General features: G+C 61.5%; 17 protein-coding genes. 13 read left to right on the top strand and 4 right to left on the bottom strand.

Annotated features, from left to right (window positions below):
• Nucleotides 1–22: 22 nt before the first annotated feature.
• Both NOX35_RS09115 and NOX35_RS09110 read left to right on the top strand, forming a co-directional pair.
• Entirely contained in the window at nucleotides 23–1003 is a 981-nt protein-coding gene (locus tag NOX35_RS09115; RefSeq protein WP_256496402.1) for a tripartite tricarboxylate transporter substrate binding protein, read from the top strand.
• Between the two features lie 272 nt (nucleotides 1004–1275).
• The gene (locus NOX35_RS09110; RefSeq protein WP_256496401.1) at nucleotides 1276–2166 is read left to right on the top strand and encodes a CoA ester lyase; all 891 of its coding nucleotides are present in this window, start codon (nucleotides 1276–1278) and stop codon (nucleotides 2164–2166) included.
• A 1342-nt stretch (nucleotides 2167–3508) separates the two neighbouring features.
• Here the strand turns inward: NOX35_RS09110 and NOX35_RS09105 are convergent.
• Together NOX35_RS09105 and NOX35_RS09100 are read right to left on the bottom strand one after the other, a co-directional pair.
• Nucleotides 3509–4366 carry a GNAT family N-acetyltransferase gene (locus NOX35_RS09105; protein ID WP_256496400.1) on the bottom strand — a complete coding sequence of 286 codons (858 nt, stop codon included), beginning with the start codon at nucleotides 4364–4366 and terminating at the stop codon, nucleotides 3509–3511.
• Between the two features lie 15 nt (nucleotides 4367–4381).
• On the bottom strand, nucleotides 4382–5362 hold the full coding sequence (locus tag NOX35_RS09100) for an alpha/beta hydrolase (protein ID WP_256496399.1): 981 nt from the start codon (nucleotides 5360–5362) through the stop codon (nucleotides 4382–4384).
• 1036 nt (nucleotides 5363–6398) lie between these two features.
• Here NOX35_RS09100 and NOX35_RS09095 point away from each other — a divergent pair.
• The 5 genes from NOX35_RS09095 to NOX35_RS09075 all read left to right on the top strand — a co-directional run bounded on the left by NOX35_RS09095 (nucleotide 6399) and on the right by NOX35_RS09075 (nucleotide 12097).
• On the top strand, nucleotides 6399–6707 hold the full coding sequence (locus NOX35_RS09095; protein WP_256496398.1) for a DUF3649 domain-containing protein: 309 nt from the start codon (nucleotides 6399–6401) through the stop codon (nucleotides 6705–6707).
• Complete coding sequence (locus NOX35_RS09090) at nucleotides 6704–8416, top strand: PepSY-associated TM helix domain-containing protein (RefSeq protein WP_371878527.1); 1713 nt, start codon at nucleotides 6704–6706, stop codon at nucleotides 8414–8416. The genes NOX35_RS09095 and NOX35_RS09090 overlap by 4 nt, the downstream gene beginning before the upstream one ends.
• Nucleotides 8417–8418: 2 nt before the next feature.
• Nucleotides 8419–8778: a DUF3325 domain-containing protein gene (locus NOX35_RS09085; protein ID WP_256496397.1), complete on the top strand. Its 360-nt coding sequence runs from the start codon at nucleotides 8419–8421 to the stop codon at nucleotides 8776–8778.
• A 331-nt stretch (nucleotides 8779–9109) separates the two neighbouring features.
• The gene (locus NOX35_RS09080; protein WP_256496396.1) at nucleotides 9110–9826 is read left to right on the top strand and encodes a DUF4198 domain-containing protein; all 717 of its coding nucleotides are present in this window, start codon (nucleotides 9110–9112) and stop codon (nucleotides 9824–9826) included.
• An 84-nt stretch (nucleotides 9827–9910) separates the two neighbouring features.
• The gene (locus tag NOX35_RS09075; protein ID WP_256496395.1) at nucleotides 9911–12097 is read left to right on the top strand and encodes a TonB-dependent siderophore receptor; all 2187 of its coding nucleotides are present in this window, start codon (nucleotides 9911–9913) and stop codon (nucleotides 12095–12097) included.
• A 146-nt stretch (nucleotides 12098–12243) separates the two neighbouring features.
• On the opposite strand, the gene NOX35_RS09070 is transcribed toward NOX35_RS09075, so the two are convergent.
• Nucleotides 12244–13215, bottom strand: coding sequence for an AraC family transcriptional regulator (locus NOX35_RS09070; RefSeq protein WP_182286417.1), 972 nt, complete (start codon nucleotides 13213–13215; stop codon nucleotides 12244–12246).
• A gap of 143 nt (nucleotides 13216–13358) precedes the next feature.
• Between NOX35_RS09070 and NOX35_RS09065 the strand changes: the two genes are divergently transcribed.
• Entirely contained in the window at nucleotides 13359–14531 is a 1173-nt protein-coding gene (locus tag NOX35_RS09065) for an FAD-dependent monooxygenase (RefSeq protein WP_256496394.1), read from the top strand.
• Between the two features lie 481 nt (nucleotides 14532–15012).
• On the opposite strand, the gene NOX35_RS09060 is transcribed toward NOX35_RS09065, so the two are convergent.
• A complete protein-coding gene (locus NOX35_RS09060; RefSeq protein ID WP_182286415.1) occupies nucleotides 15013–15537 on the bottom strand; it encodes a MarR family winged helix-turn-helix transcriptional regulator in 525 nt (174 codons plus the stop codon).
• Nucleotides 15538–15715: 178 nt separating this feature from the next.
• Between NOX35_RS09060 and NOX35_RS09055 the strand changes: the two genes are divergently transcribed.
• From NOX35_RS09055 to NOX35_RS09035, 5 genes are all read left to right on the top strand, one after another.
• Nucleotides 15716–16699 carry a tripartite tricarboxylate transporter substrate binding protein gene (locus NOX35_RS09055; RefSeq protein WP_256496393.1) on the top strand — a complete coding sequence of 328 codons (984 nt, stop codon included), beginning with the start codon at nucleotides 15716–15718 and terminating at the stop codon, nucleotides 16697–16699.
• 115 nt (nucleotides 16700–16814) lie between these two features.
• The gene (locus tag NOX35_RS09050; RefSeq protein WP_256496392.1) at nucleotides 16815–19121 is read left to right on the top strand and encodes a xanthine dehydrogenase family protein molybdopterin-binding subunit; all 2307 of its coding nucleotides are present in this window, start codon (nucleotides 16815–16817) and stop codon (nucleotides 19119–19121) included.
• On the top strand, nucleotides 19114–19995 hold the full coding sequence (locus NOX35_RS09045) for a xanthine dehydrogenase family protein subunit M (protein ID WP_182286412.1): 882 nt from the start codon (nucleotides 19114–19116) through the stop codon (nucleotides 19993–19995). The genes NOX35_RS09050 and NOX35_RS09045 overlap by 8 nt, the downstream gene beginning before the upstream one ends.
• On the top strand, nucleotides 19992–20471 hold the full coding sequence (locus NOX35_RS09040) for a (2Fe-2S)-binding protein (protein WP_256496391.1): 480 nt from the start codon (nucleotides 19992–19994) through the stop codon (nucleotides 20469–20471). The genes NOX35_RS09045 and NOX35_RS09040 overlap by 4 nt, the downstream gene beginning before the upstream one ends.
• The gene (locus NOX35_RS09035; RefSeq protein ID WP_256496390.1) at nucleotides 20461–21264 is read left to right on the top strand and encodes a CoxG family protein; all 804 of its coding nucleotides are present in this window, start codon (nucleotides 20461–20463) and stop codon (nucleotides 21262–21264) included. Before NOX35_RS09040 ends, NOX35_RS09035 begins: the two co-directional genes overlap by 11 nt.
• Nucleotides 21265–21286 lie beyond the last annotated feature (22 nt).

Here is a 21286-nt window from a genome sequence, read left to right as displayed (position 1 = left end):
CTTATTCACTAGGAGACAAACCATGAAAAAAACTATCCAGAAACATCGCCACACTCGCCGCCTGTTCCTCGCCACAGCCTTGCTCGCCAGTACCCTAGCGGCCCAGGCACAGGGCCCGGCAGCCAATGCCAAGCCCATCCGCGTCATTGTGCCCTTCGGTCCGGGCAGCGCCGTGGACAGTCAGGGCCGCTACTTCGCAGATCAGCTCGCCAAGGTACTCAACACCAGTGTGTATGTAGAAAACAAGCCCGGCGTGAACGGTGCCCTAGGCCTACAGGCCGTCAAGCAGGCGCCGGCCGACGGCCTCACCGTAGCAGTGGTTTCCCCCTCGCTTGTGGTTACCCCCATCACGAGCAAGAACGCCAACTACGTAGTGGAAGACTTTCGCGCCATCGCAGGTGTGTCTAAGGGTCCGATTGGCTTCTTCGTGCGCGCCAACTCGCCATTCAAGACACTAGACGATGCCGTGAATGCTGCCAAGCGGGAGAAGCGCCCCTTGGCTATGGGTACTTATGCTGGCTCCTACCAGATCGGTGCGGCTTGGTTATCCAAGCTGACCAACGTGCCCATCACCAACGTGGCCTACCGCGGTGCCTCTCAGGCGGTGACGGACCTGATCGGCGGCAGTCTCGAAACCATGTCTGCTGACTATCTCTCCACCATCCCGCTGGTGCGCGACGGCAAGGTGCGCGCACTAGCCATCGCGTCGGAAAAGCGCCTGGCCGCCATGCCCGATGTGCCCACAGTGCATGAAACCCTCCCGGGCTACATCAACTTCATATGGATCGGCCTTGTGGTGCGTGCCGATACGCCCCAGCCCATCTTCGACCGTCTCTCGCAGGCCATGGTGCAGGTCATGAACCAGCCCGCCACCAAGGACTACCTGGTCAAGCTGGGCTGGGAACCCCTGGGCCACGATGGCGCAGCCATGACGAAGTTTGTGGCCGACGAGAACAAGCGCTTCAAGGAAATTGCCAAGAGCGCGGGTATCGAAGCCCAGTAACGACCACCGTACAAGGGCCCAGTCAACGCCCCCGCGGCCCAACCAGGGCAGCAGAAGATAGGCAGGCAGGGCTCTGAACCAGGAACCCACGCTCGGCACACTGCTTGATGCGCTGCAGGCACTTTCGTGCCAGTTGCAGTTGCGCCAATTGGGCGTGAGCCGCAATGCGCTGGGCCCCCTGGCCGAAGTCGGCATGAACGAATGGTTCGTGCGCCCCCCCGCCGCGCGCACAACGCGGCCAAACTCGAAACCCTCTTGAGCCACTCCTGGTAATGCAACGCTACCCCGCCCCCCTGATTCGCAGCCTGTTCTTTGCACCCGCCAACCGCGCCGACTTGGTGGCCAAGCTACCGCGCACCGCGGCTGACTGCTATGTCCTTGACCTCGAAGACGGTACGCCCGAAGCCGACAAGGCCAGCGCACGCCAGCAGCTGACCGCCCACGTGGCAGCCCTGCGCGCTGCCGCAATGTCAAGTCTGGTGGCCGTGCGCGTGAATGAGCCCTCCAGCCCACACCATGCGGCTGACCTGCAGGCCGCATGGGCCAGTGGTGCTGATGGCCTGGTAGTGCCAAAGCCGGGCAGCGAGGTTGACCTGCAGCCCGCCATCGAGGCAGCCCGGCGGGGGGGTCGCCTGGAGAACGATCAGCCCACGGGTTTTCTTCTGGCGGGTATTGAAACCATGAAGGGCGTTGCCAACGCCCATGAGGTGTGCAGCGCCCACCCCATGGTGGCCGCAGTGTACTTTGGCGCTGAAGACTTCATCTCAGACATCGGTGGGCGTCGCACACCCGGCGGTGCCGAGGTACTCTACGCGCGCTCACAGGTGGTACTAGCCGCACGGTGTGCTGGCATCACGCCCATCGACCAGGCCGTGATCGAGATCCGCGATGACACTCGCTTCCAGGAAGATGCCGAGCGGGGTCGTGACCTAGGCTACGAGGGCAAGATCTGCCTGCTGCCACGGCAAGCTACGTTGGCGCATGCCACATTTTCGCCCAACGCTGACGAGATAGCCTTCTGCGAGCATTTGATTAGCACTTATGAAGAGGCTATGGCTAGGGGCCTCGGCACCATCGACTTCGAAGGGCGGATGATTGATGGCCCATTGCTTAAGCGCGCAAAGCAGGTTGTGGCAACAGCAGCCAGAAGCCAGGTCACTTAAACTGCTTGGCGTATCACGTCAGCCATGAGAATTTGTTCAAAGTTTTTTAGGAAACCCCTGTACAAAGTAGCTCTGAGGGTGATAGCCACGGCATAAGCGTGTATTGCCAGTTTGTGGGAGCTCTCTCCCCTCAAGATACCCGCTCTTCGCGGGTATCTTGTCTTTGGCTTGGAATCCTTGGATTTGAGTAATCCATGAGTGCGATGTTTTTGGAGGGTTGAGCCCTTGAAAATCAAGAAACCACAGGGCGAAGGCCATCAAACGCTGTATGGAGAAAGAGAGAAACCCAAGTAATGAAAAATCTCGGTGCAGGAGCCGCCTGACTGCAGGCTAATTATTCTGTCTAGACTTTAGGAATTCTGCGTTTCCACACAGCCACGGTCGTTTGTAGCGCAAAAAAACAGTTCATACGCTGTGGAGCCCAGCGCTCATGGTGCTAGGCTTGGTGGGTCATTGCTGACGGAAAATCATCCTTCGCTCAGTGCTCGCCAACCGTTCTCGGTCTTGCGTATGGTCGCTGAGCCCTTCATCTGGATCTCGCGTTCTTCAAACCAGTGGCTGGGGTCATCGGTCTGGTTGGCAGATTGTGCCTGGCCTTACAACATGCCTTCCGTGAATTTGCAGGAAGTTCCAGGACAGCCTTGGCGATAGAACTTGGAGACAGCGGGGCCGACTTTGCCCAGAAACTGCTCGGTATAGTTCTCCCAGGCGTTGTTGCATTACAGGGATTTCCCATCAATGCAAGCGCGGATAGGTAACTTGTGACGGACCTGTCTGCCAAAGGCGATCCAGGTGCTTGAAACGAGGAACAGACTGCACATCTACAGACGGGATTAGGCACGAGGTGTGCGCCCCCAGAAACAAACCGCGCAGCAGGGCTCCATTCAAATCTCGTGACGTCTTGCGACTCACAACGCAACAGCCGAGCTTGCCTGCTGCTGGTCAGACCTTTTCATTGCATCTTTGATTTCACGTCTGGCATGTTGGCCTGCGCCCAGAAGGTCATCACCGCGCTGAAGGATCAGCTGCAGTAATGCCGCCAGCACGCTGGAGAGAGGGCCAGGCTCGATCCTGCGTGCGGCAAGGCCTGCGAAGCAGGCCGCCGCAGAGCGCACTCGCCAGCGGGTGGCACCCACCTCCAGCCGCTCGGTCACCTCTGTCCCGGACCTCGCTCGAACGGACTCAGAAGACCCCGTAGCGATAAGCCACATAGGCGGCCACCGCCACCCCGATCAGGCTGAGGACGGTCATGATTCTTGCCATGGGCGCTCCTTCACATCAAGCATCAAATCGGTCTTGAACGCTTACATATAAAGCGTTACAAGCTATCAAAACAGATGCATCAAAGCACTCTGCACATGGTGATGTGGGGAATGCCGGCTTCCTCATAAGGCTCTCCTACCGGCGCAAAGCCGGCACGCAGATAGAAGGCTTCAGCATGGCGCTGCGCATGTAGCACGATTTCCTTGTCGCCGCGATCGCGTGCCGCATCCATCAGGCTATCGAGCACCATGCGCCCCCAGCGGCCGCCGCGCACGCTGCGATCCACGGCCATGCGGCCGATACGCCCCACGCCCGGCGCATCGCTGACCAGCCTGCCCGTAGCCACGGGCTGGTTCAAGCCGTTGAACAGCACTACATGACGCGCAACAGGGTCGAGCTCGTCGATCTCGATCTCGCGCGGCACGCCCTGCTCGCGCACAAACACGGCCAGGCGCAGGCGCTCGGCATCACGCCCCAGGTCGTTCCAGCTGCCCGAGCGCAGCGTGACGACCTCCTGCCCTGTTTCATAGGCCGTGAGCAGATCCCGCATGGCCTGGGGTACGGGCCTGGGGGTCTGGGTCGCCGCGTCGGCAAACACATAGATCAGCTCCACGGTGTTGAGCAGCTCCATGCCCCGGAAGATGCCTGCCTCGAACTGCAGCGAGGTATTGCCCTGCTTGACGCAGCGGATGCCGACATCCAGCACATCGCCCAAAGTGGCCGAGCCGTGATAGACCGTGCTGGCCTTTTTCACAAACAGCTCGCCGCCCAGCGATGCAAAGCCGGCCTCATAGGGAATGGCCAGCTGGCGCCAGTAGTTGGTGATGGCCACATCGACATACATCAGATAGTGAGCGTTGAAGACAATCTTCTGTGCGTCCACTTCAGCCCAGCGCACCTCGATGCGGGTAAAGCTGCGAAAGTCCTGTCGGTTCATAGTTCTTACTCTGGTTCAATTCAATCCAAACGCGCCGCGCAAGGCCTGCGCCATGTCCCGGTGAGCCTGACGCGCCTCGGCAATCACGCGGCCCATCTTGACGAACTCATGGGTCACGCCCTTGTAGATTTCCAGCTCCACTGGCACGCCCGCCATGCGCAACTTGTCAGCATATTCCACGCCCTCATCCACCAGGGGATCGCACTCGGCCAGGCCGATCCAGGCGGGCGCGACCTCGTCGACATCGGGAGCCAGCAACGGAGCGAAGCGCCAATCCTCGCGGTCCTGGCGCCTGACGATATATTGCGCAAAAAACCAGGTAATGGAAGCCTCTTCAAGCACCAACCCATGGGCAAAGCGGCGATGGGAGTCGGTATCCTGGTGCGCCGTGGTGCCCGGGTAGATCAGCAGCTGCAAGGCAAGCTTGAGGCCGATGTTGCGCGCTTCGATCGCACAGGCTGCCGCCAGCGTACCGCCGGCGCTGTCGCCACCGACAGCCATGCGGCTGCCATCCGCCCCCAGGCTCGCCGCATGGGCCGTCAGCCACTGCAGGGCATCCCAGGCATCATCATGTGCTACGGGGAACTGGAACTGCGGTGCCAGGCGGTAGTCCAGCGACACAACCATACAACCCGCCAGGTGTGCGAGCTGGCGGCAAAGCTGGTCATGCGTGGCCACACTGCCAACCGTAAAGCCACCACCATGCAGATACAGCAGCGCAGGCAAGCCCGCATCGGGGCCTTCATCGCGGGACACAGGCGCATAGAGGCGGGCCGGCAGATTCGCTCCGTCGCGTGCGGGAATCTGCAGGTCCTCCACACGGGGCAAGGCCTGCTTGGGGATTTCAAGCACGCCGGCGCCAGCTTCATAGGCAGCCTTGGCAGCTTCCGAACCGAGCTGATGCATGGGAGTGCGCGCGGCCCGCTCCATGCGACGCAGCACATCGCGCATGGACGGTGTCAGACCGGCTGGCAAAGCCGCAGAGGAATCGGACATGATCACGACGATTAAAAAACACAGGATGGCATTGTGCGTTGCAACTCCGAAGTCTGCAGGCAAGCGCCGACAATTGTTGGTAATCGATACCGTCGCAGACGCATTCCCGAAAGCCGCCCCACGCCGGTGCCTGCTCCGGCCGTCACCGGGGCAGTCGGCAACATGCATGGATGCGGCATGCGGCATGCGGCAGCTGTTCAAGGCGCCAAGGATTCCACCCAGAAGCCCGAACCAGTGCGCCTAGGTACAAGCAGCAGCACGGTGGCTGCTGAGAGATATCGATGAAGCAGGACCGGCGGCAGGAGCATCCAGACAGTCAGTCCGTAGATCAGGCCCGACATGCAGACATCGTTGTTCACCTGAGCCAAGGTGACCCACAACAGCAAAAAAGACCAGAACGTCCAGAGAGCCCATGCAGGCCTGTGCATCGCAGCTGCCTACTCCTCCCGCCAGCACAGCGGCAAAAAAGCACGCGGCTCCAGCAACTCGTGCGAGTACTGCCTGAGAAGACGCATAAAGGTGTCCCGTGCCAGATCCGAAGCATCCTGCACACAATGCACTGCCGCTTCAGCCAGTTCAGCAGCCATCCGCGGTGGAGGCAATAGAGCGTGTGTAGAAGAGAAGAAGAATAAGAACTAGCTTGCGCACCAGCTATGGCTCAGGGGAATACCTGTCTGCCGCGGCGATGAGTCGCCCACCGCACCAGAAAGGGCCTTCAGGCGTCCGCCAGGCAGGCAATGGCCCAATGATGGGAAGAACTTCAGATGCCGCTTTTTCTGGCCCTGTAAGTCGAATCGCAAATAAACAGAAATCATTCTCAATTGTATTTATACTCGGCTTTACATTTCTTCGCACGCCAGCATGATTTTTTGACACAGGCCAGCCAGCGAATCGGCCACATCGTTTGCTTGTCTATCATGCTGAGCTTTCCGTCTACCTGCTTTTCCTCGTCAAGGGTGATTCACCCGCGCTTTGTCGTTGCAGCTCCTGTCTGCGGCAATCTTTGCCGCCCGGCGCCAGCACATCAGGAGGCGGCATGAAAGCTACATCGCCCCTTACTCACTACCGCCTTGCGGTTGCCTCGCGCAGTTTGGCTGCCGTCCTTGGGGGCTATGTGCTGGCCGCAGTCAGTACTGCTGCCCTGAGTCTTCTGCTGAGTTCCTTGATGAGCCGCGTGGAGGCGGTGATGACCGCCACCTTGCTGTCCTGGGTCATCTACGCCAGCGCCATTGCCTGGACCTTCTATGCACGCACGGCTTGGCTTGCCTGGGCCGGTGTACTCCTTCCTGCCCTAGCCCTAGGCACAGCGCTGTATGGGTCCTTGGGGTTGGGGGTAGAGGCATGACCACCCCTCAAACCAAGACAAGCGCCAGAACCACGCGCCAGCCCGAGCAGGAGGGCTTTCGCCAGGCCATGTCCTGGCTGCACACCTGGTCGGGACTGATTCTGGGCTGGCTTCTGTTTGCGATTTTCGTCACCGGCACGCTGAGCTTCTTCAAGAACGAATTCAATCTGTGGATGCGACCCGAGCTGCATGGTCTGCCACTCCCCGACAGCGACGTTGCACAACGCGCCCAGGCGGCACTGCACGAGCACGCGCCGGGTGTCAGCAACTTCATCATGCGCCTGCCCGATGAGCGTACGCCGGCCGTCAATGTGCTGTGGCGCGACAAGCCCAACAGTCGCTTCGAGACTTTGCTGCTGCACCCGCAAACCGGTGCCGTACTGCAGGCCCGTGAGACCGCTGGCGGAGAATTTTTCTACCGCTTCCATTTCGAGCTTCGCACCGCTCACAAGGGCCGCTGGACGATTCAGGGCCGCTGGGTCGTGGGCACGGCGACGCTGATGATGTTCATGGCCTTGCTGACCGGCGTGGTCACGCATCGCCGCATCTTCAAGGACTTCTTCACCTTTCGCCCGCGCAAGGGCGGACAACGCGCCTGGCTGGACGCACACAACGTCTCCGGGGTTCTGGTGTTGCCGTTCTATCTGATGATCACCTTCAGCGGTCTGATGATTTTTCACGCCATGTATATGCCGGCCGGCATAGCCGCCGCCTACCCTGGCGCGAAAGGAACGGATACGCAAAGCTATTTTTCCGAATTGCAGGGCGATGCTCCCGGTGCGCGCAGCGCCAGGCGTGGCAGCAACGCACAGGCCGAACCCCTGCCCATGCTGGATCTGGGCCCCATGCTGAGCCAGGCCCGCCAGCTGTGGCGGGGCGGCCGTGTCGGCAGCATCACCGTGCGAAGCGACAGCCAGGGTCCGCTGGTGGAGATCACCCGCCACGACGGCGACAGGCTGCAGTACGGACCAGCGCGGCTGCGTTTCGATGGCCGCACCGGCCAGCTGCAAACACAGGTTGATCCGCAAAGCCCGGCCATCAAGACCTATGGCGTGCTCTATGGCCTGCATCTGGGGCGCTTCGCCGATATCGGGATGCGCTGGGTGCTGTTCGGTTTTGGCGTCATGGGTTCGCTGATGATTGCCTCGGGCCTGATACTGTGGTCGGTCAAGCGCCGCGCCCAGGCCCTGCGCAAGACACCTGCCGCCCCCCTGCCCTTTGGCGAACGGCTGGTGGCAAGTTTCAATATCGGCCTCATGGGCGGCCTGCCGCTGGCGATTGCGGCCTATCTGTTGGCCAACCGGCTGCTGCCATTGGAGATGCCAGGCCGCCCCGATGCCGAACTGTCCTGCTTCTTCGGCACCTGGGCGCTGGCCTTGCTGGTGGGCCTGATCCAGCCCATGCGCCAAGGATGGGCGCTGGTGCTGGGCATGGCCACTACCGCATACCTGCTATTGCCTTTGGTCAATGCCTTGACCACTTCAACTCATCTGGGCATCAGCCTGCCGGCCATGGACTGGAGCTGGGCCGGCATGGATCTGAGTTTTGCGGCCACGGGGCTGATGCTTGCCGCCCTCACCCGGCATCTGCTGAAACACAGGCCCCAGCCCGCAGCCAGACATACGTCCCCCGCCAGCGCCGCGGCAGCCCCTGGACGCAAGCCCGGTTCCCAGCGAACCCCTGGCGACAACACTGCGCAGGAGGCATAGCAATGCTGCTCGACTTTCTGTTGTGCTTTGCCGCCTGGACGGCTCTTGCCCTGGCCATGGACCGACATCATGAAGATGCTTGGCCGGATGTCGAGAGTGAAGCTCCCGCCGCAGTACTGCGCCGCCAGCGCCTGTTCCAAGCCGGCTGGATCCTGCTGGCCTTGTCACTGGGCATTGCTCTGGGCTTTCCGGGCGCAGCCACCGCAGCCTTGTCGGCCACGGTGTGGACGGCCGCTCTTTGCCTGGCGGCTCTGGCCGCCACCAGCATGGCGACCTGGCAGGCGCAGCGCCTGCCTCTTTTCGGCTTGATGGCACTGGCACTGGGAATACTGGTTTTTACCTTCGACCGCCTCGGTCCTTGACGAACTGCACTCAGAACCCGCAGGGGTTACGAATCAGAGAGCCGCTGAGCATCAATGACTGAGAACCCAAGCAGCTATTGATGCGACGGGAATCCCGATCATGAGCGGGCAAGGGCATTGCATGCGCATCGCGATGCAGCAGCCGCGTCGGCCCATGCATGGCTGGCCGTGGCCAATCAGAGGTGCAAGGAAAGAGCACAGGGCCATACAAGAGATCAACAGGTTCTCTTTTCTTGGAATCCAGACCGGTGCCTGAGTCTGGATATCGGGCAGAAGACCTTCACTCGTGCAGAGCAATTCATTCACCTATCCAGAACCCAAGGAGATTTTCATGCGCAATTTTTATCATCCCGTTGCTCTCGCCACTCTGCTGCTTGCCAGTCTGGGCGCGGCCCATGCTCATCAAGTCTGGCTGGAGAACGATGGCGGCCAAGTCCAGTTGTTTTTCGGTGAGTTCAATGACAACCTGCGCGAGACCTCGCCCGGGGCGCTGGACAAATTTCTGGCCACACCCACGCTGGCCCAGCAAACAGCCAGTGGCATTCAACAACTAAGCGGCCAGCGAAACGCCACGGGTTTCAGCTACAACGCGGCAAGCCAGGCACAAACTCTTTTTGCCAGCGCCGCCTATCCCTTGATTGACCGCAGCAAGCGCAATGAGCCAGCCTTGCTGTGGGTACCTGCGGCCCGCTGGGTAGCAACATCGACACAGGCCGTGGCCGTCAATGCCCAGGCCCTGGATTTGGTGCCCACGGGCCAGCAGGGCCAATTCATGGTGAGCTTCAACGGTCTGGCGCTGCCCAAGGCCAAGGTGCAAATCGTCGCCCCCTCGGGCTGGTCGCGCGAGGCACAAAGCGACGAGCAGGGCCGGGTCAACTTTGCCCTGCCCTGGAAGGGCGTGTACGTGGCCGAAGTGCATCACAGCGACAAGCAAGGCGGCGAAGCACAAGGCAAGCGCTATGGCGAAGCCAGCTATGTGACCACGTTGAGCTTCAGCGTCAAGGACGGCATGCCATCTCCCGCCCTGCCGTCCGCCATCAAGCCCTGACACAGAGCCGCCAATTCACTCCAGCAACCGCTTCGACCACCCCTGGTGGTCATTGCCCGTGGCCATCTATTTGACAACAACACCATGAACCACCCATTCCCCGGCGTACCCAACCGACCATCGCTGGCCTTGCTCAGCGCCCTGGCCTGCCTGAGCCTGGGCACTCAGGCACAGACCTCGCTTCCCGCGCCCAGCGCAGACGGCAGTGCCGAAGTCATGCTGGCTCCCGTTACCGTGCAAGACAGCCTGGCCGGTGAAACCGCCACAGGTCCGGTCAGCGGCTTTGTCGCCCGGCGTGCGCTCTCGGCCACCAAGACAGATACACCCTTGATCGAAACGCCGCAATCCATCAGCGTAGTCACGCGCGACCAGTTCGAAGCCCAGGGCGTGACCACCCTGCGCGAAACCACGCGCTACACGGCGGGCATCAATTCCAGCTATTTTGACAACCGCGTGGACTCTTTCAAGGCCCGCGGCGGTGATGTCAGTCAGTACCAGGACGGGCTGCTGCGCACCTACGGCACCTACAACAACATCAAGGTCGAGCCCTATACGCTGGAGCGCGTGGAATTTTTACGCGGCCCCTCCTCCGTGCTTTATGGCCAGGGCAGCGTGGGCGGTGTGCTCAACCTGACCAGCAAACGCCCCCAGGCCGAGCGCCTGCGTGAGGTGCAGATACAGTTGGGCAGCCACGGCCGCAAGCAGATTGCCAGCGACATGACGGGCGCCATGGACGAGGAAGGCAAGTGGCTCTATCGCCTTGTGGCCGTGGGCCGCGACAGCAACACCCAGGTCGATCACGTCAAGGACGACCGCGTGGTGATTGCGCCTTCGCTGACCTATCGCCCCAGCACCGATACCTCGCTGACGCTGCAAGCCCTGTATCAAAAGGACAAGAGCGGCTCCATCACCCAGTTCTTTCCCTGGCAGGGCACGCGCCTGCCCAGCCCCTATGGGCAGATTCCGACAAACACCTTTATCAGCGAACCGGGCTGGGACAAGTACGACTCCGAAAACAAGTCCTTTGGCTATCTGTTCAGCCATCGTCTGAGCCCTGAATGGACACTGCGCCAGAACCTGCGCCGCACCATCAGCGAAGTCGACTACCGTACCCTCTACACCAGCTTTGCCGCCAATGCAGCCACCGGCCGCCCTGCACGCCCGGTGTTTGACGCCAACGGTCGCACCGTACAGCGCGATGCCGTATGGCAGATCAACGGCGGACGCATGCTGCTGGTGGACACTCAGCTCGAAGGCCTGCTGCAGACCGGTGAGGTGCAACACCAGCTGCTGGCCGGCATGGACTGGCAGCGCAACACCAGCAACCAGTCCAACTGGCGCGGACCAGGCACAGCCCTGGATGTCTACAAGCCCGTGTATGGCACGTTCACGCCGCCCTCGGCCTCCCAGTTGGTACGTGCGCCCAACGTGGCACAGCGCCAGCTCGGCTTCTATCTGCAAGACCAGTTGCGCTGGGGCCCCTGGACCGCGACGGTGGGACTGCGTCACGACAAGGCCAAAACCGAGACCGAAGGTCGCCCGGCAGCGGCTGCCGACGACTCTGCCACCACCAAGCGCCTGGGTGTGACCTATCAGGCCGGTGGCGGCTGGGCTCCCTATGTCAGCTACACAGAGTCCTTCCAGCCACTGGGCGGCGTGGACTTCTACGGCACACCGTTCAAGCCCCAGCGCGGCAAGCAGTTGGAAGCCGGCGTCAAATGGATTCCCGAGGGTAAAGGCATCTCTGGCTATGCCGCGGTATACGGCCTGCGCGAGCAGAATCGCAAGACCAATGACCCAGGCAACCCGCTCAACAGCTTGCAGCTGGGCGAGGTCAAAACCCAGGGCTTTGAAGCCGAGCTGATCGCCAGCCTGGCCAGAAACTGGGACTGGACGCTGGTCTACGCCTATACCGACGCAAAAATCAGCCGCAGCAACGCTGGCGATCAGGGGCAGCGCGTGGCCTCGGTATCGCGCCATATGGCCTCCAGTTGGCTGATGCACCGCTTTGCGGCCCAGGGCCGCGGCGGCTGGAGCGTTGGCGCGGGCCTGCGCTATCTCGGACCGCAGTGGAGTGGCACCTCTGCCATCGACACGCCCTCATCCCTGCTGGCCGACGCGATGGTGGCCTATGACGCCGGCGACTGGCGCCTTGCCCTGCATGCGAACAATATCGGCGACAAGGTGGTGATCACCCAATGCCTGTCGCGCGGCGACTGCTTCTACGGCGAACGCCGCAACTTTCTGCTGACTGCCACCTATCGTTACTGAACGGGCAGGCAATGCGAACAATGTCCAGCCGCCACTATGAGATCCGAGGTTAAGGAGTCAAAGACACCTGCGCTTCAGTTTGCGAGGTCAGCTGGCGAGGCAGCTTGCGCTTGATTGAGGTACCCAACCCAAGCGGCTGGAGGATCTCATTTCAGCGCAGCAAATTCGTTTCTGAGCGCCTTGGTGCTGCGCTGATAGGCGCGCGGCGGCAGGCCGCACCAGCGCTTGAAGGCGCGGGCAAAAACGCGCTCTGACTCGTAGCCGCAATCCTCGGCGATCTGGGCCAGCGGCAAACCCGATTCCAGTTGCTGGGCGGCATGGGCCATACGCTGCTGCTGCAGATAGGCCATGGGCGATTCTCCAACCAGCGCCTTGAATTTTTCGGCAAAGAGCGAGCGCGACATGGCAGCCTCCCTGGCCAGGGCCTGCAAGGTCCAGCCATGGCTGGGGCGGCCGTGGATGGCGGCCATGGCCCTGGCAATCTGCACATCGGCCAGGCCACGCACCCAGCCTTGACCGCACTGCTGCTGTGCGGCGAAATGGTTGCTGAGCACGTGGATCAGGACCAACTCCCCCAGGCGCGCGGCGGCCAGACGCCAGCCGGCGCGTCGCGCCAGCGAGTCCTCTATCAGAGCCTGCAGCATGCTGCCCAGCATGGCCGGTGGGGCGGCCTGCGCTGCCGGTATATGCAACAGCGGCGGCAGCAAGGTCAATATGGTGTGCCGGCAGTAGGCCGATATCCAGAGCAGCACCGAATCGATGCGGGTCTGGCACCCGACTCCGCCATGCTCGAACGTCAGAGGATTCTCGTCCTTCGGACCCTGGGCGAAGCGTTCGATCATGCGTGCGAACGGAACCGGAGCCAGCGCGAGGTCCGACGCAATTACGTGCGGACTGCCCAGCGGCAGCACCACCAGATCGCCAGGCAAGACCTGCAACGGTGACTGGCCTTGTACTTGAAGCCAGTACGGCTGCCCCTGGGCGATGCGGATCATGGTACCCGGCACTCCCTCGGACGCCAGCGCCCAAGGCTCACCCAATGAAAAGCTGGCCGTCACCGCGCGCTCGGCTCGGCAGATGGCCAGCACGTCGCTTAAATGATCGCTGCTTTGTTTCATGGAGGATTCCGGACGATTTGTGCCATTTTATGGATGCTTTGCGCTTCACGTGACAGGCGGCCTTGTCGACACTGGCTGGCACCGCAAGCGGGCTGCCAGCGCAGCCCGGAACGCGCAAACCATACCCATATCAAGGAGCAAAAATGTCCAAGACACGATTGAAAATAGGCATTGTGGGCGGCGGCATTGGTGGCCTGGCCGCCGCCAACGCGCTGCACCGCAACGGACACGAGGTGACGGTGTTCGAGCAGAGCCGGCAATACCTGCGCGTGGGCGCCGACATCAATCTGACGCCCAATGCTGTACGCGCGCTAGACGGACTGGGCGACAGCATTGCAGCTGCCGTACGGGCTTCGGCCGCCCGCCCGACGCACCGTATCAGCCGTACCTGGGACAACGGCGAGGAAACATCGCGCCTGACCATGGGCAATGAGGCCGAGCGTCAATACGGTGCGCCCCAACTCACCATCCATCGTGCCGACCTGCTGGCCGCGCTGGCCGATGCCTTTCCCCACGAGCAGGTGGAGTTCGCCAAACGCGTCAACCGGATTGTGCAAACCGATGCCGGTGTTGCCGTGGAATTTTCCGACGGCGCACGAATCGATGGACTGGATGCGCTGATAGGCTCGGACGGAATTCATTCGGTGGTACGCACATCCCTGTTTGGCGCAGAGAGCCCGCGCTTTACCGGTGTGGTGGCGTTTCGCACCGTGGTGCCCACCGAGCGCGTGCGCCATGTTCCCGATATCGGGGCCTTCACCAAATGGTGGGGTCCGACTCCGGACAGCCAGATCGTGACCTTTCCGCTCAATCAGGGCCGCGACACCTTCATCTTCGCCACCACGGCGCAGGAGTCCTGGCATGAGGAATCCTGGACCACCGAGGGCAGCGTGACCGAACTGCGCGGCTTTTATGCAGGCTTCCATCCACATGCACGGGCCTTGCTGGATGCATGTGACAGCGTACTGAAGACGGCACTGTATGAGCGCGACCCGCTGCCGCGCTGGTCGCAGGGGCGAGTGTCGCTGCTCGGAGATGCCTGCCATCCCATGATGCCGTTCATGGCCCAGGGTGCCGGCATGGCGATCGAGGACGCCGTGGTACTGGCCCGCAATCTTGATGCGGTGCAGGATGCCGAAGGCGTTGCGCAAGCCTTGCAGAACTACGAGGCCATGCGCAAGCAGCGCACCAGTCAGATCCAGATCGGCTCGCGGGGCAATAACTGGCTGCGTGCCGGAGGCAATGCCGACTGGGTCTATGGCTATGACGCGTGGCAAGTTGCTTTGACGGCAGAGCCGGTTGCCTGCTCTATCTAAACGACAGTACACCCCGGCAGTGTTGCCCTGCGCAGCGCCTCCGGGGGTGATGGTTCTGTCTTGAGCGGGCATGGTGGCACTGTCGGCACCTGGCGCAAAGCATGGTGCATGGCTGGCAGGAGCCCATGCCTTGCTTGGCCCATTGCATAGGGCCTGCCTTCATCCATGAGCAAGAAGGCAGATATCTGCGAGAGTGCATCCTGCCATGGCAGATCCGGATCTCGCCGGACGCTGCAGTCTTGCTAGACCTATCCGAGGACGATGACGAGCGACCTCGGAGGCCTGGCGAGAAAGTGTGAGCCTGTGACACCCGGCCACGGCTTTGGAGGTTGCTGGCCCCAGCCATCATTCTCAAAATGGCGCATCAACCGGCGAAGCACATGTAATGTGCAGATGACCCCGCCTGCAGAACGCGGAAATTCGTGCGTCTATATGTGTTGCAACAGCATCCAGGCAGCTATCCAACACAGGGCATCAGGAACTATTCCAGACCTGCTTCATCCTCGCCGCACAAAGCGCCTGCTCTCTCGCAATGTGCACGCAAGCGCATCAGCGCGTTGTACATGGCATTGCGCTCATCTTCAGGCAATGCCCGAATGGCAGCAGCCTGGCTGGCACGCGCCAAGGGCATGACCTGCGCATGCAGGGCCTCGCCCTGTTCGGTGACCTGACAAAAAATCTTTTTGCGCGGCGTATTGCCTTCACCCTGCAGATCCACCAGGCCTTTGGCCTGCAGCCGCTTGAGAGCGCGGCTCACCAAGGCTTTGTCCGAGGTGGACTGAATGACCAGATCCGAGAAGGCCAGCCGTCTGGCGTGGGCAATCAAGGCCAGCAAGCGCCACTCCGAGACCGTCAGATCGTGTTTCTCGGCGTAGGGAACGGTAATGGTGCGCCGCAGAGCATTGCCCACCTGGCTCATCAATGTGGTGATGAAGTCGTCCACCGTCAGCCCATCACCTTGCGCGTTCAAGTGCGACCAGGGCGTTTCACATGTTTTCTTGTTCATGCGCCATTGTTTCATCTGAATTAACAAAATCCAATGTCAATAGTGAAAACAGCAATTTGATCAATCAACCATAGGCGTATAACTTCATTCATTGTTTCTTTTGCGATCCATTGTTTCACCAATGAATCATCAAAGGTTGCGTTTGAGATTTATACCCACGGCCCAAGGAGAGGCGACCATGTCAGTTGATCGACGCCAGTTTTGCTTTACTGCTCTTGCCTGCGGCACGCTGCTTGCGCAGCCGGTGCTTGCCGAAGAACCCTATCCTCACAAGCCCATCACGGTGATCGTGTCCTACCCGCCAGGCGGAGATACCGATGCAATCGCCCGCCTCTTTGCCGACAAGCTCAGTCACAGACTCAAGCAGACCGTACTGATTGACAACCGCCCAGGTGCTGGCGGTGCGATAGGCAACGGCATGGTGGGGCGTGCACGCGCCGATGGCTACACATTGCTGTTCACTCCCAACCCCTTCACCACCGCCCCCCTGGTCATGAAGCTGTCGGGCGCTGCAGCCTACGACGTACTCAACGGTTACGAAGCCATCATCAACACCGCCACCCAGCCCCTGGTGCTGGTCACGAGCCCCAAGCTCGGTGTCAAAAACCTGCCCGAGTTGATTGCCAGGGCCAAGAGTGGGGCCACCGTCTCCTATGCCAGTCCGGGCGCCGGCTCGCCCATGCACATCGCCGGCGAATGGCTGAACAAGGCCGCTGGCGTCAAGCTGTCCCATGTTCCATACCGCGGCGTCGGCCCCTCGGTGACCGATGTCGTGGCCGGCCATGTCGATACTGCCTGGGTCACTTTCGGCCCCGTGCGCCAGTATCTGGACTCCGGCAAGCTGGTGGCGCTGGCCATCGGCGATACCAGGCGCTCATCGCTTGCACCTGCCGTGCCGACATTGACCGAGCTGGGCTACAGGGAGGTGGTGGTCAGTGCCTGGAACGGCTTCTTCGCGCCGAAAAAGACTCCGGCTGCGGTGATCAATCTGCTCAACGAGCACCTCAATGCCATTTTGCGAGAGCCCGAAGTCGTGGAAAAGCTCGCCGTCTTCGGAGCCCTGCCAGCCGGCGGCTCTCCCAAGGTGCTCAGCGATCTCAATCAGCGCGAGTACATGGTGATGGGCAAGGCCATCAAGGAACTCGGCATCGTGGCCGAGTGAAACCGATGAATCGCGCAGGCACAGGCCTGGGCGATTCGAACTGACCTCTATATGACTGACGTGGCACAAGCCCGTGGTCCGCAGCGACCCGGGTCTTCTGCCGCGAGGTACGGATATGACATCTGCTCTTTCATCTCGATCCACGCTGGGCATGGACACTCCACAGGTGACGGCCAAGGCAAAGGTGCTGGGCCGGGCCATCTACGCAGGAGATCTCAAGCTTGCCGGCATGCTGCATGGCAAGGTTCTGCGCAGCCCTTACCCGCATGCGCGCATCACTCGCATAGACACCACCGAGGCGCGCGCGCTGCCTGGCGTCAAGGCGGTTCTGACCGGCGAGGATGCGCCCACCAATCTCTGGGGAGCACATCACAAGGAACGTGCCGTCCTCGCCAAAGGTGTGGTGCGTTATTGCGGCGAAGAGGTAGCCGCAGTGGCCGCTGTTTCCGATGAGATCGCACGCGACGCGCTGGATCTGATTCGGGTGGAATACGAAGAACTGCCCGCCATTCTGACGCCCGAGGAAGCCATGGACGAAGAGGCCTTCGGCATCCATCCTGGGCGCAACAATGTGGCCCAGCATATCCAGTTCGAGCGCGGTGACGTGGAGGCAGGTTTTGCCGCCGCGGATCTGATTCACACAGCCACCTACACCACGCATTCTCAATACCCCGGCTATATGGAGCCCATGGCCACGGTGGCCTCGCTGGACCCCGATGGCCGGCTTGTGCTCTATACCTCGACCCAGGCTGTGAATCTGGTGCGCATGCAGGTGGCCATGACACTTGGTCTGCCCATTTCCCGCGTGCGGGTGGTGCAGGCTGCGACCGGAGGTGGCTTCGGCGGCAAGATCGTGGAAGACGACAACCAGTTGCTTGCCGGCCTGCTGGCCCTGCATACACAACGGCCTGTGCGACTGGTCAACAACCGCCTGGAGGACTTCCAGGCCGCATGTGCCAGCGTGCCCGAGCGCATCACCCTCAAGCTGGGCATGCTCAAGGACGGCAGCATTATCGCCAAGCAGGTTCGCATCATTGCCGAATGCGGTGCATATGCAGGCCTTGCCGGTGATGTGATGCACGTCAGTGCCATGCGCAGCGACAACATGCACCGCAATCCGAATGTGCGTTCTGAAGCGACGCTGTACTACACCAACAATCCGCCACGCGGTGCCTTCCGGGGCTTTGGCGGAACGCAGATGCAGTTTGCGCTCAACAGCCATATCCACACCATGGCGGAGAAACTGGGCCTGGACCCGGTGCAGGTGCACAAGATCAACGCGCTCAAGGCCGGTGATGTCTCGATTCACGGCTGGCATATCGGCAGCACAGGACTGCTGGAGTGCATAGACATGGCAACCGAGGCCATAGGGTGGGCAAGCAAACGCCAACGCGTCAAGGCCATTGGTATCAAGCGCCGCGGCGTTGGCATGGCAGCGGCCATGCATGTGAGCGGCAACCGCACCATCGGCAATTGGGATGGATCGACGCTGGTCATCAAGATCAACGAAGACGGTCGAGTCTTCCTCATCAGCGGTGAATGCGATATGGGTCAGGGGGCGAGCACCATGCTCAGCCAGATCGTGTCCCATGAACTGGACCTGCCTCTGGTCGATATTCATGTGCTTGCGCCCGACACAGATGTCTCTCCGGTGGCCGTGGGCACTCTGGCTTCACGCGTCACCATGTCGGGCGGCAACGCGGCCATCATCGCCGCGCGCAAGGCGCGGCACGAGTTGCTGAGCCTGGCTGCCGAGCGCCTGGGTGCACCGCCCGATGCGCTGACGCTGGAAGGCGGTGCCGTCTATGTGAGCGCGGAGCCTGAACGCCGCAGCACCGTGGCCGAGCTGGCACGCCAGCATATCTGGCGCCATGGCGGAGGTGGCATCCAGGTCACCGGAACCTGGGACCCCAAGACCGTCATGCATGACGACAAGCTCTACGGCAATATCGCCGCTGCCTACTCCTACGCTGCCCAGGCCGTTGAAGTCGAAGTGGATATCGAGACCGGCCAGGTCAGCGTCATCGACAGCTATGTCGCCGACGACTGCGGCAAGGCGCTCAACCCCATTGCAATTCACGGCCAGACCAACGGCGCCACTGTTCAGGCCATCGGCTGGACGCTGTACGAGCAGTTGCACTACGAGGGCGGGCGCCTGGCGAACGGCAATTTCGCGGACTACAACATGGCCACCGCCGATGCGGTTCCCATGCTGCGCGGCGGCCTTGTGGAATCCAACGATCCCAACGGCCCCTATGGCGCCAAGGGTGCCAGCGAAACAGCCATCCTGCCCGGCGCACCAGCCATAGCCAACGCCGTCTATGACGCGATTGGCGTGCGCATCAGCGATCTGCCCCTCACCCCGGAAAAAGTGCTGGCTGCATTGCGCGACAAGCAGCGGCAAGGAGCAAGCCATGCGTGAATTTGATTTTGCGGAGCCCCGCTCGGTTGCGGAGGCCAGCCAGATGCTTGCCGAGTACGGCGACGATGCACGCATCATCGCGGGCGGGTCGGCGCTGATGCTGGCCATGCGCCAACGCATGCTTGCGCCCACGCACCTGATCTCGGTGGCGAGGCTGCCCCGGCTGCATGGCATCGATTTCGATCCGCACCAAGGTCTGCGTATCGGTGCCATGAGCCGCCATATCGATGTGGCTCGCTCCGAGCTCGTGAAAGCGCATGCACCTGTGCTGGCCCGGATGGCCGCCCAGGTGGCCAATCCCCAGGTGCGCAACCAGGGCACGATTGGCGGCAATCTCTGCTATGCCGACCCATCCACGGACCCTCCCGGCTGTCTCATGGCCCTCGATGCCTCGGTCGTTCTGGGCAGCACACGCGGAGAGCGCGTGTTGTCGATGGAAGAGTTTTTGGTCGACTACTACACCACGGCCATGGAGCCCGATGAGGTACTCCTTGAAGTTCGTGTTCCGCTGCAGGCTCCCGGCACCCAGGGGGAATACACGCGCTTTCTGCGCACGGCAGCAGAGCACCGCCCCCTGGTCAGCGTAGCCCTGGTCGTGCAAAGAGAAGGGCAGATATGCCACCAGGCACGCCTGGCCGTTGGGGCATCCACCCCCATTCCCACAAGGCTGCGCCGTGCCGAAGACTGCTTGCGCGGCAAAACCGTGAATGCGCAGCTCGCTGCAGAGGTCGCAAGCATCGTGGCCGAGGACATCCAGCCGGTCTCTGACCTGCGGGGCAGCAGCGAGTTTCGCCGCGCCATGGTGCGCACGGTAACCCGCCGCACGGTGGCCACGCTGTTCGGAATCGATATCAATGAAGGAGTTGCCGCATGAGCACGCATCGCATCGAATGCCAGATCAACGGCGAATCGCATAGCGTTGAGGTTGCGTCGCGGCGGCTGTTATCGGACTTTTTGCGAGACGACCTGCATCTGACCGGCACCAAGCGAGGCTGCGAAACCGGAACCTGCGGCGCCTGCTCGGTGCTGCTTGACGGTGAAGTCATCAAATCCTGTCTGATGCTGGCCGTGCAGGTTCAGGGGCGCAGCATCACCACCATCGAAGGGCTGGCCGCCAACGAGCAGTTGCATCCCCTGCAGAAGAACTTCATGCAGTGCGGCGGCCTGCAATGCGGCTACTGCACGCCGGGTTTCATCATCGCCTCCTGCGACCTGCTCAAGAACACGCCCCAGCCAAGCTGCGAGGAAGTGCGCCATGGCCTCAGCGGCAATCTCTGCCGCTGCACCGGCTACACCCAAATCGTCGAGTCCGTGCTGCATGCAGCACAGGAGATGCATCATGGAAATTGAAAAAACCCTGACCGTTTCAGCCCCTCCCCAGCAGGTCTGGGATCTGCTCCTCAATCCCCAGATCATGGCCGGCGCCGTGCCCGGGATGAAGTCCATCGATGTCATCAGCCCCACGGAATACGTGGCGGAGATGCACCAGAAGATTTCCTTCATCAGCGCCAAGTTCAAGCTCAAGACCAAGATCGTCGAACAGAACGCTCCGGAATACATGCGCGTGGAAGGCACCGGCGAGGATGCCTCGGTGGCCAGTTCGCTCAAGCAGACCAGCGAAGTGTTCCTGACACCTGCTGCCAACGGCGGCACCGATTTACGGATCAAGGTCAATGTCGACGTGCTGGGCCGCCTGGGCGCCTTCGGCCTGTCGGTCATGAAAACCAAGGCCGATCGTCTCTGGGAAGAGTTTGGCAGCAATCTGGCTGCTCGCATCGAGGCTGGTGGCTTGATCGTTGATGCCACACCACATTCCTCCGCCAGCCCCTCGACAGCGTCCACCATGCCTTCATTGGCCAAGCAAGCTGTCCCGAGCCCTGATATCAAACCTGCCCCCGCTTCGACCGTCTCCTCTAGCGCAGTACCGCAGGGTCAGATGGCAGCAGCCATCGCAGCCCCTACACAGGACACATACAGCGAATCCGGCTGGTGGGCCCGCATCTTCGGAGGTGCCCGCAATGCACGCCGCGCCGGCCAGGTCATACGTGTAGAAGTGCGTCAGATGGACAAGACGATCTGTGTCGAGTGGCCTGCCGCAGCTGAGTCCGAATGCCGGGAATGGCTCCAGTCTCTGCACAAGTAAGCACTGTTTTTGAACCGACCAG

Origin of the sequence: Comamonas sp. C11, assembly GCF_024496285.1 — a bacterium.
In the GTDB taxonomy this organism is placed as follows: Bacteria; Pseudomonadota; Gammaproteobacteria; order Burkholderiales; family Burkholderiaceae_C; genus Comamonas; species Comamonas testosteroni_F.
Note: the sequence above shows the minus strand (reverse complement) of the source record. Positions and strands in the feature narration are given on the sequence as shown.

Coding starts and splice junctions, on each gene's coding strand:
- NOX35_RS09075 (WP_256496395.1), top strand. CDS start 9,911: ATGAACCACCCATTCCCCGGCGTACCCAACCGACCATCGCTGGCCTTG.
- NOX35_RS09080 (WP_256496396.1), top strand. CDS start 9,110: ATGCGCAATTTTTATCATCCCGTTGCTCTCGCCACTCTGCTGCTTGCC.
- NOX35_RS09100 (WP_256496399.1), bottom strand. CDS start 5,362: ATGTCCGATTCCTCTGCGGCTTTGCCAGCCGGTCTGACACCGTCCATG.
- NOX35_RS09090 (WP_371878527.1), top strand. CDS start 6,704: ATGACCACCCCTCAAACCAAGACAAGCGCCAGAACCACGCGCCAGCCC.
- NOX35_RS09115 (WP_256496402.1), top strand. CDS start 23: ATGAAAAAAACTATCCAGAAACATCGCCACACTCGCCGCCTGTTCCTC.
- NOX35_RS09070 (WP_182286417.1), bottom strand. CDS start 13,215: ATGAAACAAAGCAGCGATCATTTAAGCGACGTGCTGGCCATCTGCCGA.
- NOX35_RS09110 (WP_256496401.1), top strand. CDS start 1,276: ATGCAACGCTACCCCGCCCCCCTGATTCGCAGCCTGTTCTTTGCACCC.
- NOX35_RS09065 (WP_256496394.1), top strand. CDS start 13,359: ATGTCCAAGACACGATTGAAAATAGGCATTGTGGGCGGCGGCATTGGT.
- NOX35_RS09050 (WP_256496392.1), top strand. CDS start 16,815: ATGACATCTGCTCTTTCATCTCGATCCACGCTGGGCATGGACACTCCA.
- NOX35_RS09040 (WP_256496391.1), top strand. CDS start 19,992: ATGAGCACGCATCGCATCGAATGCCAGATCAACGGCGAATCGCATAGC.
- NOX35_RS09035 (WP_256496390.1), top strand. CDS start 20,461: ATGGAAATTGAAAAAACCCTGACCGTTTCAGCCCCTCCCCAGCAGGTC.
- NOX35_RS09045 (WP_182286412.1), top strand. CDS start 19,114: ATGCGTGAATTTGATTTTGCGGAGCCCCGCTCGGTTGCGGAGGCCAGC.
- NOX35_RS09095 (WP_256496398.1), top strand. CDS start 6,399: ATGAAAGCTACATCGCCCCTTACTCACTACCGCCTTGCGGTTGCCTCG.
- NOX35_RS09060 (WP_182286415.1), bottom strand. CDS start 15,537: ATGAACAAGAAAACATGTGAAACGCCCTGGTCGCACTTGAACGCGCAA.
- NOX35_RS09085 (WP_256496397.1), top strand. CDS start 8,419: ATGCTGCTCGACTTTCTGTTGTGCTTTGCCGCCTGGACGGCTCTTGCC.
- NOX35_RS09105 (WP_256496400.1), bottom strand. CDS start 4,366: ATGAACCGACAGGACTTTCGCAGCTTTACCCGCATCGAGGTGCGCTGG.
- NOX35_RS09055 (WP_256496393.1), top strand. CDS start 15,716: ATGTCAGTTGATCGACGCCAGTTTTGCTTTACTGCTCTTGCCTGCGGC.